Source organism: Vibrio ostreae, from assembly GCF_019226825.1.
Lineage (GTDB): Bacteria > Pseudomonadota > Gammaproteobacteria > Enterobacterales > Vibrionaceae > Vibrio > Vibrio ostreae.
Genome location: NZ_CP076642.1, coordinates 179,560 through 196,539 on the forward strand (window position 1 = coordinate 179,560; position 16,980 = coordinate 196,539).

The 16,980-nt window shown below is 50.8% G+C and carries 12 protein-coding genes and 1 pseudogene; 6 read left to right on the plus strand and 7 right to left on the minus strand.

What is annotated here, in order from left to right:
- Positions 1 to 165 precede the first annotated feature (165 nt).
- The 3 genes from KNV97_RS00805 to KNV97_RS00815 form a co-directional block, all read right to left on the minus strand.
- Positions 166 to 1,068 (minus strand): LysR family transcriptional regulator, encoded by a 903-nt coding sequence (locus tag KNV97_RS00805; RefSeq protein WP_136486744.1) that lies wholly within the window; start codon positions 1,066 to 1,068, stop codon positions 166 to 168.
- 179 nt (positions 1,069 to 1,247) lie between these two features.
- Positions 1,248 to 2,705, minus strand: coding sequence for a sodium/pantothenate symporter (gene panF, locus KNV97_RS00810; RefSeq protein WP_136486742.1), 1,458 nt, complete (start codon positions 2,703 to 2,705; stop codon positions 1,248 to 1,250).
- Positions 2,698 to 2,979: a YhdT family protein gene (locus KNV97_RS00815; RefSeq protein ID WP_136486740.1), complete on the minus strand. Its 282-nt coding sequence runs from the start codon at positions 2,977 to 2,979 to the stop codon at positions 2,698 to 2,700. Before KNV97_RS00815 ends, panF begins: the two co-directional genes overlap by 8 nt.
- A gap of 378 nt (positions 2,980 to 3,357) precedes the next feature.
- Between KNV97_RS00815 and KNV97_RS00820 the strand changes: the two genes are divergently transcribed.
- The gene (locus KNV97_RS00820; protein ID WP_218561864.1) at positions 3,358 to 6,558 is read left to right on the plus strand and encodes an MHYT domain-containing protein; all 3,201 of its coding nucleotides are present in this window, start codon (positions 3,358 to 3,360) and stop codon (positions 6,556 to 6,558) included.
- Positions 6,559 to 6,569: 11 nt separating this feature from the next.
- Positions 6,570 to 7,593: pseudogene (locus KNV97_RS00825) on the plus strand (HD domain-containing phosphohydrolase).
- A 101-nt stretch (positions 7,594 to 7,694) separates the two neighbouring features.
- Here KNV97_RS00825 and alr read toward each other — a convergent pair.
- Positions 7,695 to 8,771, minus strand: a complete 1,077-nt coding sequence (gene alr / locus KNV97_RS00830; protein WP_218561865.1) for an alanine racemase — start codon at positions 8,769 to 8,771, stop codon at positions 7,695 to 7,697.
- A gap of 786 nt (positions 8,772 to 9,557) precedes the next feature.
- Between alr and dgcN the strand changes: the two genes are divergently transcribed.
- Genes dgcN through KNV97_RS00845 form a run of 3 tightly spaced genes read left to right on the plus strand, consistent with a single transcriptional unit; the run spans position 9,558 to position 12,409 of the window.
- Positions 9,558 to 10,565, plus strand: a complete 1,008-nt coding sequence (dgcN, locus tag KNV97_RS00835) for an N-acetyltransferase DgcN (protein WP_218561866.1) — start codon at positions 9,558 to 9,560, stop codon at positions 10,563 to 10,565.
- On the plus strand, positions 10,562 to 11,536 hold the full coding sequence (gene dgcA, locus KNV97_RS00840) for an N-acetyl-D-Glu racemase DgcA (protein WP_218561867.1): 975 nt from the start codon (positions 10,562 to 10,564) through the stop codon (positions 11,534 to 11,536). The genes dgcN and dgcA overlap by 4 nt, the downstream gene beginning before the upstream one ends.
- A gap of 12 nt (positions 11,537 to 11,548) precedes the next feature.
- Positions 11,549 to 12,409, plus strand: a complete 861-nt coding sequence (locus KNV97_RS00845; protein WP_256611691.1) for a D-amino-acid transaminase — start codon at positions 11,549 to 11,551, stop codon at positions 12,407 to 12,409.
- A gap of 180 nt (positions 12,410 to 12,589) precedes the next feature.
- On the opposite strand, the gene KNV97_RS00850 is transcribed toward KNV97_RS00845, so the two are convergent.
- The 3 genes from KNV97_RS00850 to KNV97_RS00860 are packed head-to-tail and all read right to left on the minus strand — an operon-like array spanning position 12,590 to position 15,635.
- Positions 12,590 to 13,348: a DeoR/GlpR family DNA-binding transcription regulator gene (locus tag KNV97_RS00850; RefSeq protein ID WP_136486728.1), complete on the minus strand. Its 759-nt coding sequence runs from the start codon at positions 13,346 to 13,348 to the stop codon at positions 12,590 to 12,592.
- The gene (pdxA, locus tag KNV97_RS00855) at positions 13,345 to 14,331 is read right to left on the minus strand and encodes a 4-hydroxythreonine-4-phosphate dehydrogenase PdxA (RefSeq protein ID WP_136486726.1); all 987 of its coding nucleotides are present in this window, start codon (positions 14,329 to 14,331) and stop codon (positions 13,345 to 13,347) included. The genes KNV97_RS00850 and pdxA overlap by 4 nt, the downstream gene beginning before the upstream one ends.
- Positions 14,331 to 15,635 carry a four-carbon acid sugar kinase family protein gene (locus KNV97_RS00860; RefSeq protein ID WP_136486724.1) on the minus strand — a complete coding sequence of 435 codons (1,305 nt, stop codon included), beginning with the start codon at positions 15,633 to 15,635 and terminating at the stop codon, positions 14,331 to 14,333. The genes pdxA and KNV97_RS00860 overlap by 1 nt, the downstream gene beginning before the upstream one ends.
- A gap of 196 nt (positions 15,636 to 15,831) precedes the next feature.
- On the opposite strand from KNV97_RS00860, the gene KNV97_RS00865 reads away from it, so the two are divergent.
- Positions 15,832 to 16,974 (plus strand): iron-containing alcohol dehydrogenase, encoded by a 1,143-nt coding sequence (locus tag KNV97_RS00865; RefSeq protein WP_218561868.1) that lies wholly within the window; start codon positions 15,832 to 15,834, stop codon positions 16,972 to 16,974.
- Positions 16,975 to 16,980 lie beyond the last annotated feature (6 nt).

A 16,980-nucleotide genomic window follows, 5' to 3' on the forward strand; every position in this document is an offset into this window, starting at 1 on the left:
TTAATAGATATTCATCGCTGTGGCGATGTATTCGATGGAGAGACTGTACCTTACTTCCAAAACAATGATTAGATAGCCGGATTGAAGATATTTCCTTCCAAAATGGAAGTAAAATCCGCATCCCCTCTTCTGGGTAACTCTTTCTTTACCCAAAGGGAAAAATCGCTACTCCCAGGTTGGACCAGCGGCAAAGCGCGCGACGAGAAAATCAATGAAAGCACGCGATGACTGCGCGAGATGCTTAGCGGGTGGATAGAGCGCGAAAAGCCCGATTGGTGGTACTTCATAGTCGCTCAGAATCGGCACTAATTTATTGCGCCGGATCGCAGCGGCGGCCACGAAGGTCGGCAGGCGGGCGATGCCCAGTCCTGCACAAGCTGCTTCCAGACACACATCGGCGTTGGAGAATTTGAGCCGGCCGTTCACCGGCATCTCCTCGACGATTTGCTGGGCGTTAATATAGGGCCAGCGAAACGGGTCGCGGAAGTTGGTATCGATAATACAGTTATGGCTGGCGAGCTCTCGCCAGTGCTGCGGTGTGCCGTATTGACTGAGGTATTGCGCAGAGGCCAGGGTTAACACCCGGACATCACACAATTTGCGCGCGATCAGGCTGGAGTCGGTCAGTTGACCAATGCGCAAAGCGAGATCGAAACCTTCTTCAACAATGTTGACGCTGCGATCGGAGAAGCGCACATCGAGGTCAATCTCGGGATACCGGGTAGAAAAATCAATCAGGCAGGGGGCTAACTGGCTTTGACCAAATGTGACGGGAGCGGCGATACGCAACCGGCCTGAAGGCTGACGTGAAGCGTTACGAATCGAGTCGTCCAGTTCATCGAGGTCGTCCACGATGCGTTTGATGCGTTCATAATAAGCCTGACCCACTTCAGTTGGCGCGAGAGAGCGGGTTGAGCGTTTAAACAACTGGACCCCTAAATCCTGCTCGAGACGGGAAATCAGCTTTGAAGCCTGTCCGCTACTGATATTGAGCCTTTGCGCGGCGCGGGCGAAGCTGCCCAGCTCCATCACAGCCACAAACATACGATCGCACTGTAGCCTGTCCATCTTGCTATCCTGATGATTTTATTAAACCTGATGGCAAGCTTAAGGAGAGAGCGCCGCAAAGGCAATGCCTTGATAATAGCGACGCAATAACAAAGAGCGGCACCAGGCCGCTGTTTGTGAATGTGATGGTGAAACCGCCGTCATAGCGAAGCGGTATAGGTATAGCTGGCTTAGCCTGTTCAGGATTGCAGTGCCGGCGATTTATCGCGGCATGGCTTAAATACACTTACGGCGATAAAAGTGATAAGTCCGAGTGCCAGGGTCGGAACAATCGGATGAACGCCGCCCAGGTCGGGTTTGAACCACATCAGTCCGATATAGGCAGCCAGACCAATCACCATGGAACTCAGCGCTCCCGCAGCGCAGGCGCGTTTCCAGTACAAGCCGAGAATCAATGGCCACAGGAATACTGCCTGCAGGCCGCCGAGGGCAATCAGATTCAACCATACAATCATATCTGGCGGGTTGGTTGCGGCGCAGAAGACCAGCAGCGCAAAGATTGAGGTCACCCACAGGGATAAGCGGTTCAGTTTGCGATCTGCCTGCTCTTCCTCCACAACTTTCGGATTGATGTAGTTGATGTAGAGATCCTTAAGCAGGGTTGCGGAAGCCTGGATCAGCTGGGAGTCGATAGTAGACATAATGGCCGCCATCGGTCCCGCCAAGAAGATACCTGCAACCACCGGTGGCAGCACGGTAATCATCAGGGTCGGCATAATCTGATCCGGGCTGGCGATATCAGGGACAATGGCACGCCCCAGCGCGCCGGCCATATGGGTACCAAACATCAGCAGGGCCATCATAATGGTGCTGATCACCATGGCTTTGTGCAGGGATGGGCTGTCTTTATAAGACATACAACGTACCGCCGCGTGGGGCAGGCCGATAACCCCGAAACAGACCAGTACCCAGAAACTGAGCATAAACGGCTGGCCGAGGAAATGATCAGGGCCGTAAGGCGTCACCAAGGCCGGATCGATCTTATGCAGGTCTGAGACCAGCTCACCAATACTGCCACCAGCATGAACCACGCCAACTAACAGCAGCACAGTACCAATTAACATCATGATGCCCTGAATGGTGTCGGTCAGGACGACGGCACGAAATCCGCCGATGGTGGTATACAGACCGACGGTACAGGCAAACAGCATCAGACCCTGCTCATAAGGTAAACCGGTCACGGTTTGCAACAGGCGGGCACCGCCGACAAACTGCACCACCATAGTGCCGAAAAAAGCCAGCAGCAGGGAAAGCGAAGCAAGAATCACCACAGAACGACTTTTAAAACGGGCATACAGAATATCATTAAGCGTCAGGGCGTTATGTTTACGGGCTTCAATGGCAAATTTTTTACCCAGGACGCCCAGCGTCAACCAGGTTGCCGGCAACTGAATCATGGCCAGCAGTACCCAGCCGAGCCCCATTTTATACGCAGCGCCAGGGCCGCCAATAAAGCTGCTGGCGCTGGCATAGGTCGCGGCTAGTGTCATCGCCAGCACGAAACCGCCCATGCTGCGGCTGCCGACGAAGTATTCGCTCAGGAAACTGCCTTGACGATAATGGCGGCGCGTAAAGAAAGCGACCGCAAAAACACCGATCAGATAAATGATCAGTGGGATGATAAGTTGACTATTCATTCGATTGGTCTGGTTTTACATCAAGAGGAATATCACGGTAAAACACTTTTACCATGACAGCACATAAACAGGTGAAGACGATTGGGCCTATCACACACGATAACAGGAACCAAAGCGGCATACCCCAGTAAAGTTCGGGCAGTGCGGTCTCCTCTGGCGGGGCGGAAAAACCATAAGCAGAAATGTACCACCAGATAAAGTAGCCGACAGCGAGCGCAATGGCTAATAATGCTTCTTTGTGCGCCTGGCGATCGTGATTGTTACTGTTGTCCATATTTTGTTTCTCACTCAGACAGCCATGTGAAAGCTGGCTATGGTATACAAATGTCCGCCTGAGCACAAAACTTTGCGCGTCTTTGGTGCAGGTTCAGGTCTCTGCGATCCTCATTCGTTGCATTTTATCTTTGTTCTATGAATCACTACACATTTACGGGTAACGATAGTAATGTTCGGGGCCTGTATGCTTGCTACTTATCCGGTAAAAATGAACATAGACTTTATTGGTTTTTTTCAGCGGTTTTTCGTTACTGATTCTGACTCCTTAGCATTAATTTCAGGCAGTTATGATTTACGGCTGGTGGTGTTGTCGGTTTTTCTTGCCTCTATGGCGTCATTTTTTGCGTTAAGAATGGCGGCAACGGCACGGTATATCGTGGCAAGCAAGTATCGTCAAATCGCTTTATGTTCCGGTGCCTTCATCATGGCCGGCGGGATCTGGAGTATGCATTTTGTTGGCATGCTCGCGTTTGAGATGCGATACATGATGGAGTACGACTGGGCATTGACCGGTATTTCCGTGCTTCCGGCAATTGTTGCCAGTTACATTGTATTGCGATCCTTAATTCAAAGACGCGATACTCTGAAATTAACCATACGTAACGCTTGTATCGTCGGCTCAGGTATCGGTGCGATGCACTACATCGGTATGGAAGCGATGGAAATGGATCTGACACTGCGCTATGACCCGTGGTGGTTCATATTATCTGTCGTGGTCGCAGTCGGTCTGGCATTTATCGCTCTGACGGCAAGACGCGTGTTGCGTCAGTACTTTCCGAGCTTAACCGAGCTTCGGCTCAAGCTGATTTGTGCTGCTATTATGGGCAGTGCTATCTCCGGCATGCATTACACCGGGATGTATGCCGCCAGGTTTATAGAAGTAACCCACACAGATGATTTGTTGATGGCACCACACCATCACAACACGCTGGCGCTGTTGGTGGCAGTATTTACCTTATTGATTTCTACGTTGGCAGTGAATGTCAGTGCCCAGCTGCGTTACCGCCATCTGTTATCGGAAAAAACGGCCGGTGAGGCGCGGTTACAAGCCATTCTGGAAACAGCGACCGACGGTGTGATCACCATTAAAGCCGACGGTGAAATTCTCGGACTTAACAGAGCCGCCAGTCACATCCTCGGCTGGAATGAATCAGAAGCTCTCGGCCAGAATGTGGCGATGTTCATGATCCCTGAGATGCAACAGCGCAATCAGGTTTATTTCGAACAGCATGGTGAGACCGGCCTGGCCAGCATGATTGGGGTGCAGCGTGAAGTCTATGCCCGTCATCGGTTTGGCGAACATATTCCGGTTCGTCTCGGGGTGGGGAAGGTCGAACTGGAAAATGAAACCTTGTTCGTGGGTTTTATGGAAGACATTACCGAACGTAAAGCGATGCAGGAAAAACTGCGCGAGAGTGAGGAGCGACTCAGTTCTCTGATGCAGAATATTCCTGGGGCCTCTTTCCGTCGCCTGCCGGATACTCAACTGACGCCAATCTTTCTTAGTGATGGCATCACTGATCTGTGTGGCTACAGCGCGGAAGTGATTTTGTCCGGCGAGATTAAATTTTCGGATCTGCTGCTACAGGAAGATTACCAAAAGCTCTGCCGGATGATGCACAACACCCCGGATGGACGTGACATCTACGAGATTGAATACCGCCTGACTAATATCGACCGTGAGACCGTGTGGGTGCTGGAAAATGGCATGATAGTCCGGGATGCGAAAAAGCGTGTGTTGTGGATCGATGGCGTTGTGGTTGATATTACCAGTCGCAAGCAGATGGAGTGTGAGTTAGTTGAAGCGAAACGTCATGCGGAAGATGCCGCAGAGATGAAAGCGGCGTTTCTGGCTAATATGAGTCATGAAATCCGCACCCCGATGAATGCCATCATTGGTTTTACGGATATTTTGTTAGAGTCAGAGATGACAGGTGAAAATCGCCGCCATTTGCAGACGATTTCCCAAGCTTCGCGCTCTTTGTTGCATCTGTTAAACGACATTCTCGACAGTGCCAAGCTGGAAAAACATAAACTGGAAATCGAGACGGTTCCTTTCCGGTTATCTCCATGTGTTGATACCGTTATTTCGACACTGTGGCTCAATGCCAAAAGCAAAGGCATTGAACTGGAACTGGATATGTCTGCTGAGTTGCCAGAAGAGGTTCAGGGAGCGGAAGATCGCATTCGTCAGGTGCTGATGAATCTGGTTGGTAACGGGATAAAGTTCACCGAGCAGGGACGGGTCAGTCTGGTGGTTGAGCCCGTCAGTAAACGCCCGGACTGGGTGCGATTTAACGTGATTGACACGGGTATCGGGATTGCGCCGGATCGTTTACAGGCCATCTTTGATCCTTTCACTCAGGCGGATGCGTCGATGAGCCGTCGTTTTGGCGGTACCGGTCTTGGAACTTCCATTTCCAAGCAGTTGGTCGAACTGATGGGCGGAACGATTTCTGTCACCAGTACGCCGGGTCAGGGCAGCTGCTTCAGTGTTGAATTACCTCTGCCTCATGGCAAAATAGCCGAGAATACCCGCCAGTCAAAAGTTGTGGCTCTGCCGCCGAAGCGAATACTGGTTTGTGATGATATTGAACAAAATATCAATCTATTGCGTATACTGCTCGAACGTCAGGGACACACGGTATTCACCGCGCAAGATGGCTGCGAAGCCGTAATTCAGTGTCAGGAAACGCGCCCTGATGTGGTGCTGATGGATATTCAGATGCCAAACCTGGACGGTCTGGAAGCCAGCCGCACGATTCGGGCAAATGAGCGGGCAACGGGCAGCGACAATGTACCGATTATTGCGTTAACCGCGAGTGTGTTGCTGGAAGATCGTATCGAAGCCAAAGAAGCGGGCATGGACGGCTTTGCCAACAAGCCGGTTGATTTCGCCCTGCTGACTCAGGAAATTGCGCGGGTGCTCAATCTGGGCGCAGGAGAGCTGCAAGCTGCGCAGAAAAGAGAACCCTCGGTTTCGAGCCCGTCAGAGTTTCAGATGCTCAATATGAGTAAGGCACTGAAGATTTGGGGCGATGAGGCGCTATACTGTCACGAGTTGCATGCATTAGTACGTAAGTATGCTGATATGGTGCAGGACCTCACTGCTCTGCTCTCGGCAGGCAAATGGCGTGACTTGGGTGAAAAGGCCCATGCCCTGAAGGGATTAAGTGGCAATTTGGCGCTGCTGCCTTTGTTTCATGCTTTTACCCAGCTGGAAAAGGCAGCCGACCAGCATCAGCCGGTGCAGTGCAAACAAGCGATTGAAGAGATTGCCAAGGGCTGGCTGACATTACAACAGGATGTTGATCAGCTTGCTATTCCGGTGGCAGATAATCTGCAAAGTGAAGGCGTGGCAGCGATCGAAGATCATCACGCCATCATCACGATTTTGCATGAATGGCTGCAGGCCACACAACTCGGTGAACTCAGAGACGATTTAGCAGCGCAGCTGCAACGCTCTTCACCTCACACCATCAAGAAGCAGATCGTTGATGCGATGAGTGCGATTGATGAATTTGATTTTAAATCAGCGGCCAGCTCGTTGGAGTCGGCTATTGATACACTTCAGTAGAAGGAAATAGTATGTCTTTGCTTGCTAAACAGCAGCCGAGAATTCTGATTGTCGATGATGAACCCGCCAACCTGAAAGTGATGCGTCAGATTCTGCAAGAAGAATATCGCCTCTCCTTTGCCCGCAGCGGTAAAGATGCTCTGGCACTGTTAGAGCAGGAGCCGGCAGACTTGATTCTGCTTGACATCATGATGCCGGAAATGACCGGGTTTGAGGTGTGTGAACGGTTAAAATCACAGCCGGAAACTGCGCATATTCCGGTGATCTTCGTTACTGCGCTGCGTGACAGCATTGATGAGGAAAATGGCTTTGCACTGGGCGGGGTTGATTACATTGTCAAACCTGTCGTTCCGGCGATTGTGCGTGCCAGGGTCAAAACGCATCTGTCGCTGGTGAAAATTGATAGGTTGCGTGAAACGCAGATCGATTTGATTCAGCGTCTCGGCCGCGCGGCAGAATACAAAGATAATGAAACCGGCATGCATGTGCAGCGCATGAGTCATTACACCAAGTTGCTGGCGATGGCGGCCGGAATGGATGAAGAGCAAGCGGATGAGCTGAGAATGGCGGCGACCATGCATGACATCGGCAAAATTGCCATTCCGGATAATATCCTGCTTAAGCCGGGCAAGCTGGATCCGGAAGAGTTTACCCATATGAAGCGGCATGCTGAAATTGGGGCCAGTATTCTGGATCAGCCGCGTTCTTCGCTGGTGGCACTGGCGCGCACTATCGCGATTACCCATCACGAGAAGTGGGATGGCAGCGGTTACCCGAACGGTTTAGCCGGAGAAGAGATTCCGATTGAAGGGCGTCTGGCTGCCGTCGCTGATGTGTTTGACGCCTTGACCAGTGAGCGGCCATACAAAAAGGCCTGGAGTGTGGAAGAAGCGGTCGACTTTTTTACAGTCTCAGGCGGGTAAGCACTTCGACCCGGTTTTGGTGCCGATGTTTGTCGACTTACTACCCCAGGTACTGACTATCAAAGAGCGTTTCAAAGAGAGTGACGCCCAGGCATATTACCAGTCGATGTAACCCTTACTCTTTAGTCACATGATGAACCAAAGCGGTTGATTCCCAACCGCTTTGTTTTTTAATGCCGTTTACTTTGCATACTGATAACGCTGATACAGCGCTTACTCGGCATAGTGTCTGTTAACACGGGGCGTCAGCTTAATCGTCAGCTCATAAGGAATCGTGCCGACATGACGTGCGACGATTTCTATCGGCAGGTTGGCGCCCCACATCTCGACCACATCGCCCACCTTATCCTTAGCCTCCGGCCCGAGATCAACGGTAATCATATCCATCGACACCCTGCCGGCGATAGGCACCTGGCGGCCGTTAACAAACACCGGCGTACCGTTTGGTGCGTTGCGAGGATAGCCGTCACCATAGCCCATGGCGATCACCGCGATTTTAGTATCACGCTCTGACTGCCAGGTTTCGCCATAACCAACCGGCTGCTGCGCTTTGTGGTCACGTACGGCAATGATGCGGGTATTGAGTGTCATCACCGGTTTCAGGTCGTGGTCAGCGCCGGTATGGTCAGCGCTCGGAGAAATGCCATAAAGGGCGATACCTGCACGAGCGACATCAAATTTTGATTGTGGCCAAAACAGAATACCGGCTGAATTGGCTATCGTTTTCGGGCCTGGATATGGTTTGGTCGCGTCAATAAAACATTGTAGCTGACGTGATGTTGTCGGTTGCTCAACTTCATCGGCGCGGCAGAAGTGGCTGATGAATCCCAGTTGTGATTTCAGCTTACCGGTGCGCTCAATACGCTTTACATAATCAGAGACTTCATAAGGCTGCACGCCAAGGCGGTGCATGCCACTGTCGACTTTGAGCCATACATTCACCGGATTAGCCAGTTCACTGTTTTCCAGGTCATGCACTTGCTCTGCACAATGGATGGTGGTGTCGAGCTGCATTTGCGCAGCACGTTGTAAATCCTCGGCGCAAAAGCAACCTTCTAACAGTAAAATAGGCTGTTCAATCCCGCCATTACGCAACTCTTCTGCCTCTTCCAGGCGAGAGACGGCAAACAGGTCAGCAAAGGGCAGTGCTTGTGCCAGCTTCACGGCGCCATGTCCGTATGCGTCACCTTTAATCACAGCGATCACTTTCTGATCCCCGCTCAGTGCTTTGAGGTGGCGGTAGTTATGTTGAAGAGCGTTCAAATCTATTTTAGCTTGGGCGGTAATCATTTTGCTTCCTGCTTTGATAAAACCATACAAGGTGGAGCTGTCTGACTCAGGAACTGACTCACTTAACAACTGACGAACTTAAGTGAGGGATGCTCCCAGATGGTCGCTATTATGTAGCAAAAATATTGCCGTTGTTAGTCTTTTGTAGTGAAACGAACTGTGATAATGGTCAATATGTAATGATAGTAACTGAAAATATCAAGTATATTAGAATATAGAGTTGTCCGCTTTGTCTTGGTTTATATAAAAAACTGGCTATTACGTTTAAAAAAGTGATTTGTAAAACAGACTGTTTAGCTGGTGGCTGGAATCGTCCGGCTAACGTGATGGAACTCTTTTGCTTATGCTTCACCATCTTGGTGCTTATGCACCATTATCACCACTAAATGTAGTCAAAACTCGATGTTAAATCGGGGTCATAATGATATCTGTGCTTGTCCCACACCTGACTATCAAGATTCTGCTTGTTTATTGCTCAGGATAAACAACTGGTTTTTACTCTATTGGTGAATTTATATAACGTCGATAAAGGCCGATTTGGTTGCCGGTTATACTGAAAAGTGTTCTGCAACAAACATAAATACTATCTGAGTAAAGTTTGGCAGAGTTTTCTCAATTGAGTCCAGGTTCTGGCTATCGCTTCCACCTGCATAATGAAATTGATCAAAATCAACAGGCTAAACTAATAAATCACTGGTTTGATTTATTGGTCACGAATTTTGCACTGCTCTTTCTATAACGTGTGAATCGTAACGCTAATAATCATGTCGAAATGGAGCATTTTAAATGGAATTAAAACAACCTTACTTGCTGTTTTTAGGTGATGCAGCTGATGCGCTGGCCGCAAAAGTGGCTCAGGGAATTAAGACCTGGCGTCCGGAACACTGTCTCGGGCAATTGCGCCTGCCTGAGTGTCAGGCCGACGTCGGTTTGCAAGAATTGAGCGTATCGGCCGCCGCCCGTGCCGGAGCGAAAACACTGGTGATTGGTGTCGCCAACCGGGGTGGGGTGATTTCTCCGGCCTGGATTGAAGTACTGCTTGAAGCACTTGAGCAGGGCATGGACATCGCGGCGGGCCTGCACAATAAACTGACGGACATTCCCGAATTGGTTGCGATGGCACAAAAGCACGGGCGAAATCTGTTTGATGTGCGTTATCCGACCCAAAGTTACCCGGTGGCCAATGGTAAAAAGCGCAGCGGTCAACGTCTGTTGACGGTCGGTACAGATTGTTCGGTCGGCAAAATGTATACCTCATTAGCCATCGAGAAAGAGATGGCAGGGCGGGGAATGAATGTTGATTTTCGCGCCACTGGCCAGACCGGTATTCTGATCACCGGATCAGGTGTCAGCGCAGATTGCGTGGTGTCTGATTTTATTGCCGGCGCGATAGAAACGATTTGCCCGGATAACAGTGCGGAGCACTGGGACATTGTTGAAGGGCAGGGCTCGCTGTTTCACGCCTCATTTGCCGGCGTGACGACGGGATTGATCCACGGCGCGCAACCGGATGCTTTAGTCCTGTGTCACGAACCGACCCGTCAGCACATGCGTGGATTGCCCGATTACGCTTTGCCGGACCTGGCGACCTGTATCGAAGCGAATCTGAGTACGGCGCGTCTCACCAACCCCGCGGTACAGATGATCGGCGTGTCTGTGAATACATCGGCATTGAGTGAAGCGGAGGCGATGGCTTACATGGATAAGGTAGAAAGTGATTTAGGGCTGCCGGTGGTGGATCCGTTCCGGCAGGGGGTGGCTCGTCTGGTTGATCGCTTGCTGGAGCGTGTATGAAGGTCACGATAGAACGCAAAAGCTGGCCGATTCGTGGTCACTTTACCATTTCACGGGGCAGTAAAACGCAAGCCGATACGGTATTAGTCAGCCTTGAGCATGAAGGTGCGATTGGGCGTGGTGAATGTGTCCCTTATCTCCGTTATGGCGAGTCACTGCAGAGTGTCGAGGCGCAGATTGAAGCGCGGATCCCTGCCTTTAATGCAGGACTAAGCCGAGAAGAACTGCAGACATTATTACCGGCTGGCGCCGCCCGCAACGCCCTGGACTGTGCCTTGTGGGATTTGAACTGCAAACGAAACCAGGAGTCGATTTGGACGCAGACAGGCATCGTCCCGCATCCGTTGCTGACGGCGTACACCTTGTCTCTCGATACGCCGGAAAAGATGCAGCAAGCGGCGATAAGCAATGCCGCGCGGCCGCTGCTGAAGCTTAAACTGGGTGGCGCAGCAGATTTAGCCCGGGTGCAGGCGGTAAGACGCGGCGCACCGGCAGCCCAAATCATACTGGACGCCAACGAAGCCTGGAGTGTGAGTGATTATCAGCGACTGATCCCTGAACTGGTCAACCTGGATGTCGCGATGATAGAGCAGCCGTTTGCTGCCGGTGAGGATGACGTGCTGGCCAAACTAGAGCGGCCGATCCCGATTTGCGCTGATGAGTCCTGCCATGACCGGCACAGTCTGGAACGATTAGTCGGGCGGTATGACATGATCAATATAAAGACCGATAAAACCGGTGGTCTGACCGAGGCGCTGCTGCTTAAACAGCAGGCTGAGCAGGCCGGTTTGGCCGTTATGGTCGGTTGCATGTTGTCATCTTCGCTCAGCATGGCGCCTGCCTTTGTCGTCGCACAAGGCGCACAGGTGGTCGACTTAGATGGTCCACTGTTACTCAGTGAGGATATTGAGCACGGATTTGAATTCAGCCAGCAGCAGATGTTGCCATTTTCACCGCAGCTGTGGGGATAACTGGGAGGAATAATGATGGAACGAACGGTTTATGTGAATGGTAAGTATCTGCCGGAATCGCAGGCGAGTGTGTCAGTTTTCGACCGTGGGTTTTTGTTTGCAGACGCAGTGTATGAAGTGACAGCAGTGCTCGATGGTAAATTGATTGACCAGGCAGGGCATCTGGCGCGCCTTAAACGCTCCGCCACTGAGCTGGGCATGGTGTTACCCTGTTCTGAGCAGGAGTTGATTCAGATTCATCATCAGTTGATTGAAAAAAATCAGCTGGTGGAAGGCGGCATTTATCTGCAACTGACCCGGGGCAATGAGGGTGACCGTGATTTCAGCTTCAGTGACGGCATTAAGCCGACCTTGGTCTTGTTTACCCAGGCGCGCAATTTGATTGAGAATGACACGGCCCAACAGGGCATTAAAGTGATTTCGGTGGAGGATATCCGCTGGCGCCGCCGCGATATTAAAACCACCTGCTTGCTGCCCGCTTGTCTGGCGAAACATATTGCCCATCAGGCGGGCGCCGATGATGTCTGGATGCTTGAAAATGGTGTTGTGACCGAAGGTGGCTCCAGCAATGCTTATATTGTTGACCAGCTGGGACGAGTCATTACCCGGCCGCTCAGTCAGGATATTTTGCATGGTATTACCCGCGCATCACTGCTGCAAATGGCGCAGGATCTGGATATTACAATTATCGAGCGGCCGTTTACTTTGCAGGAAGCCTATGCGGCACAAGAAGCCTTTATCAGTTCGGCCACCGCGTTTGTCTGGCCGGTTATCGCCATTGACGAACACCGAATTGGTGGTGGCCAGCCTGGGCCAGTTGCGCGCAAGTTACGTGAAATCTATATCGAGATTGCACGTTCGCGAGCCATTTAGAAGTTGCGATATAACGTCATCTGAACTGAGGATTTGTGGCGACACTGCGGATTTGTGGCGACGATGAAACGCAAAAAGCCGCTCCACTGAGCGGCTTTGTTGTCTTCTCTGCTCCCTGACTATAGCGGGGTGCGATTGGCTAACTACAGGCTTGAACGTTATTGAATCAGGCCGGCGCCGTCAGACCAGCAGATGGTGGATGCCATGCATCGACAGCTCAGACTGCACTTTGGCGTCCAACTGCTGATCGGACACCAGCATATCCAGGTCATTGAGCTCACACACTTTAAACAGTGAGTATTTGCCGTACTTACTGCTGTCGGCAATCATGACTTTCTTATTTGCATTGGCTATCAGGTCATGCTTTAGAATGGTTTTTTCTTCTGTCGGTGTGGTAATACCGCGCTCAAGGCTCCAGGAGTTGCAGGTCACAAACGCAATATCTGGGTTAATGGAGCGTAATAATGAGCGGCAATGCTCACCGACGGTCGATTGGCTGCTGTTGTCCACTTTACCACCGGCAACGATCACTTCTATCTGGGTATATTGCGACAAAAACAGCGCAATATGCAGATCGACCGTGATCACTCGCAGCGGCATATCAATAAAGTGGCGTGCCAGCGCCATCGATGTCGTACCGGCATCGAGTACCACTGAATCACCCGGTTTCACCAGCGAAGCGGCGGCTTCTGCGATAAGATTTTTCTCACGCGTATGCTGCACCATCTTTTCATTGGTGGTCGGCTGAGCGGCGATAAAGCGGTTGAGGGAGACACCACCGTGAGTGCGGGTGATGACGCCCTGATCGTCCAATTTAATGAGATCCCGGCGGATGGTTGCCGGTGATACATTGACAACCTTAACCAGATCCTCAACCGTCGCCAGATTATGCGCGGTTAAGTATTCGACAATTTTTTCTACTCGATGCTGATTTTTCATATATTGCTTAGTTTAACGGCCAGTTCAACTGACGTAATCATACTCTCTGGATTCGCTTTGCCAGTCCATGCAATATCAAATGCAGTTCCGTGGTCGGCAGATGTTCTGAAGAATGGTAATCCAGCCGTAATGTTAACGCCATCATAAAATCCCATTAGTTTCAATGGAATGTGCCCCTGGTCATGATACATGGCAACCACGATATCATACTGACCTTGTTTTGCTTGCAGGAAAACGGTATCCGGCGGGCAAGGGCCGTAAACATCGACACCTTTTTCTTTCATCTGCGCGATAACCGGATTGAGGATATTGATCTCTTCTTTACCGAACAAACCATTTTCACCAGCGTGCGGGTTAACCCCGGCCACGGCGATACGTGGTTGTTCAAAGCCGGCTTTCTTCATGAAAGCGTCGGCAATGTCAATCACGGTTGCTACACGTTCTTGCCCCAGTTTTTGCAGGAAATCCAGCAGCGCGATGTGGGTCGTCACGTGGATCACTTTCAGTGTATCTGTGTACAGCACCATGGCGTAGTCTTTGGTGTCGGTCAGATGAGCCAGCAGCTCAGTATGTCCCGGATAGTGGTGACCGGCTAAGTGCAGCGCTTCTTTGTTCAATGGTGCAGTCGCAATGGCCGCGATCTCTTCGTTCATCGCCAGCTCAGTTGCCTTCTTGATACAGCGGTACGCCAAATCACCGGCTTGTGCCTGCACTTTACCAAATTCAAAGCTGGACAGATCTTCAAGCGGAATATCAATCACATTCACAATATCCGGGTTGAAAACGGCGTCTTCGATACGTTCGATAACGTGAATATCTGCCGAAGGTGCCAGACCTTTTTCCTGCACCATACGCAGGATTTCCGCGCTGCCAATCACGACACAATGACGGCCGCTCAGTGACGGCTCAGCCAGTGAATTTAGAATGATTTCCGGGCCAATCCCTGCCGGATCACCCATAGTAATACCAATGATACCGTTCATTATGCTTCCTCTTGTTCCAAAATAGTTATGATTTGATCAAAGCTGCTGTCCACACCAAAGCCCCCAGCTTTGGTAAATAGGGGAATACTGGCCTGCTTGTAAGGCAGTATTCCCCACGGGATACATTGCGCACTCAACCCTTTAAGGTTGAATTGGCCGATTTTGAGTTGGTGGCACACCGCCAGTGCGATATCGCCACCACATAGTAATAGAGCGCCGGGAGTGCATTGCTTGAGCACTTCCTGAGTGGTTTGAGCGAGAAACAGCTTCACCCGGTTACCTAGTTCGAGTCGGGATATCGTCAACTGCGTGCAAATCGCCTCGATGTCGTGGCGTTGATCATCGCTCTGGCAGGTGCGGATAAAGCAGTGGCGCCCGGTCTGATGAGCTTGCGCTATGGCCGCAACCAGGCTGTGCAGATAATCCTGATTTTCAGCGAACAGGGCGGTTTTGACATCGACGTCAATCACTTGTGCTTTGTGATGATTCTGCAGGTATTGCACCTGCGACAGAGTCATGCTGCTCATTGAACCGATGACACCCAGTAATGGCTGGTGGTTATACAGCTTAGGCTGCGGCGGACAACGTTGTGCATCAGTCGGTAGTAAGGCTTGGGTCATTTCACCGGTGGTTACAATCACGCATGACGCGCTCAATTGATTGGCCGCCTGATAAATTTCAATCATATCTTGCGCGGTTTGTGCATCGCACACGATGACTTTAGTGCCGAGATTGGCATGTGCCTGCAAGGTGTCCGCCAGAGCGGGTGTACGGATCTGGTCGAGAAAAAGCTCACTGACCGCCAGATGGCTCTGACTTTCGATCAGGGTTTTGATACGGGCTGAAGTCACGGGTGACTTGGGATCCGAGGCAAACTCGGTGTCAGTCAAGAGCTGGTCATGAACGAAACACTCACCGCCCAGCGTTTTACGCCCGGCGTGCGGGGCGCACATCACCATGATGGCAACGGAATAGCAGGATTCGACCCAAGGCGTGATTTCAGCGCCGACGTTACCACGCAATGTGGAATCAATTTTCTTAAGCAGGATTTTTTGCTGAGTCAGTTCAGGGTAGCGCTGCATCAGCTGACGCATTTTATCGTCAGCTTGAGCGGCACTGTCATCGCGGCTGTCCGTACAAATGATGGTTGCCTGGTTTGAAGTGACATCACTGCTGTATGCACTATTTAATAGTACCGATACATCGATACCGTGTGCGGCTAAACCGACACCGACATCATTCGCGCCGGTGAAATCATCGGCGATGATGAATTTTGGTAGCGTTAATTGATCCTGCTTGAGCATTGCTGTGTTAATCCTGTAACTCGTTTGAAATCATATTAATCAAAAAATACGCAATCACAAAGTCATTTTTGATTAAATTTATTCATTTTGATTATTTGAGAGCGTGATCAAGCATTTTTGATTTAATTGTCGTTATGATAATGAGCGAGATTAAGCAAATGATTAAAAAGAATCATCATTTAAAGGAAGACAGCTAATGAACATTTTCACCACTGTGTTGAGCGGAAACATAGATCAACTCGCTGCCATTACTGCCAAACACGAGCATATCTTGCTGGCGACGGATCAGAACGTCAGCTCGCTTGATCAGGTTCAGGCGCTGATCAACCAGTTGCAACAGGATTGTGCTCAGTTAACTGTGATTGACAACCTGCCAGCGGAGCCTCGCGATGAGGACGTACAAAATTTGATTGCACAACTGCCACAATCTATCAGCCTGGTTGTGGGCGTGGGTGGCGGTAGTGTACTGGATGTGAGTAAGCTGATCGCTGTGCTTGGCGTAGAGGCGGATAACGCGCAGCGCACTGAGAAGTTCCAGCAACTGCTGGCTGGCGAAACGCCGGTGCAGCGTACTGAGCTGCTGTTGATCCCAACCACAGCCGGTACCGGCGCTGAAGCAACACCAAATGCAATTGTGGCGATTCCAAGCCGCGCGACCAAAGTTGGCATTATTTCTCCGGTTATGCTGCCGGATTACGTGCTGCTGGCACCTGAGCTGACCACGTCAATGCCCGCCCATATTACCGCTTCGACTTCTATTGATGCTCTATGTCACCTGATCGAGTGTTTCACTGCCTGTATTTCTAATCCGGTCGGTGATAACTACGCCATGATCGGTATGCAAAAATTCTTCGCCAATATCGACAAAGTGATGACAGCGCCGCAGGATATGCAGGTCCGTCTGAATCTGCTGTGGGCGTCTTATTATGGCGGTGCATCGATTTCTCATTCTGGTACTCACCTGGTGCATGCTCTGTCTTATCCTCTGGGTGGTAAGTACCGCATTCCGCATGGTCTGGCCAACTCTCTGCTGCTGCTTCCGGTGATGAAATTTATCTGTGAACCTTGTCAAGAGAAGCTGGCACAAGTCTATGATCTGCTGCCTCAATCCGATAAATCTCTTCCTTCTTTAAACAAAGCTCATGCCTTAGTTGACTACCTCGAAAGCCTGGTAGTGGAACTTGGGCTGCCTACCAAACTGAATGCCATCGGGATTGATGCCTCTCAGTTGCCTGAGCTGGCCGCCAACGCAATGGAAGTGAAGCGTCTGATTAACCATTCTCCTGTTCCGGTAACCGAACAGGATGTTCTGAACATGTATCAAAGTATCTGCGAATAAGGAAAT